Here is a 1,020-nt window from a genome sequence, read left to right on the forward strand (position 1 = left end):
AGGTGTTCAGTCCCGGCATTTGATGGATTGGATCGAGCCTGAATCGTTCTGGCTCTGAAGTCCAGCATTTGCAGATGAACTCGTAGGGTGTGAGCCCCCTAAGGGTCTTCAGCCGGCGGCCGAAATTGTAGGCGGCAACGAAGTCTGTGAGGTGCGCTTCGAACTGGCGATGATCGTCATAGTGGAAGCGCTTGACGGTCGCTTCCTTGATGGTGCGGTTCATCCGCTCGACCTGGCCGTTGGTCCAGGGATGCTTCACCTTGGTGAGGCGATGCTCGATACCATTCTCGCGGCACCGCATGTCGAACATGTGGGTGACGTAACGAGCTGTCGGCCCGTCGGCGTAACGAGGCGGGAAGGTGAACTGGATCCCGTTGTCCGTGAGAACTGTGTGGATCCGGTACGGTACCATGTCGATCAAGGCCACTAGGAAGGCGGAAGCCGAGGTCCGGCCGGTCTTCCTGACCACCTGGACGAAGGCGAATTTGCTCGTGCGATCAATGGCCACGTAGAGGTAGAGCTTGCCCTCGGCAGTCTGTACCTCGGCGATATCGATATGGAAGTAGCCGATCGGGTAGGACTTGAAGCGCCTCTTCGGCTCCTTGTCTCCTGCCACCTCCGGCAACCGGCTGATGCCATGACGCTGCAGGCAGCGGTGCAATGATGAGCGCGTCAGATGCGGGATCGTCGCCTGTAGAGCATAGAGGCAATCGTCGAGCGGCAGCAGAGTATGCCGGCGGAAGGCCACGATGATCGCCTCCTCCTCGATCGACAGCACGGTCGATCGGGGCTCGCATGGACCGGTCTTGAGATCGGCCGTCGAGCTCCGTCTCTTCCACTTCGCCACCGTCTTCTGGTTGATGCCATAGCGCTTCGCCAGAGCCCTCAGGCTCTCTTGACTATGCTGTATCGCTCGACGGACCGCCTCTGTCGTCGTGGCGCTCCCATGGTGAACCTGGCCCATAGCGCCTCCTTCCACTCGCGCGAAAAGACTGCACCATCAAAGCCCGGGATCAAACA

1 protein-coding gene is annotated in these 1,020 nt (G+C 59.7%); it reads right to left on the bottom strand.

Annotation, left to right across the window (positions count from 1 at the left end; genetic code table 11):
* A partial coding sequence (locus CYD53_RS29785) for an IS481 family transposase (protein WP_103721679.1) occupies positions 1–964 on the bottom strand: 964 nt, incomplete at its 3' end.
* Positions 965–1,020: the final 56 nt, after the last annotated feature.

Origin of the sequence: Allobosea psychrotolerans (assembly GCF_002917105.1) — a bacterium.
Classification (GTDB): domain Bacteria; phylum Pseudomonadota; class Alphaproteobacteria; order Rhizobiales; family Beijerinckiaceae; genus Allobosea; species Allobosea psychrotolerans.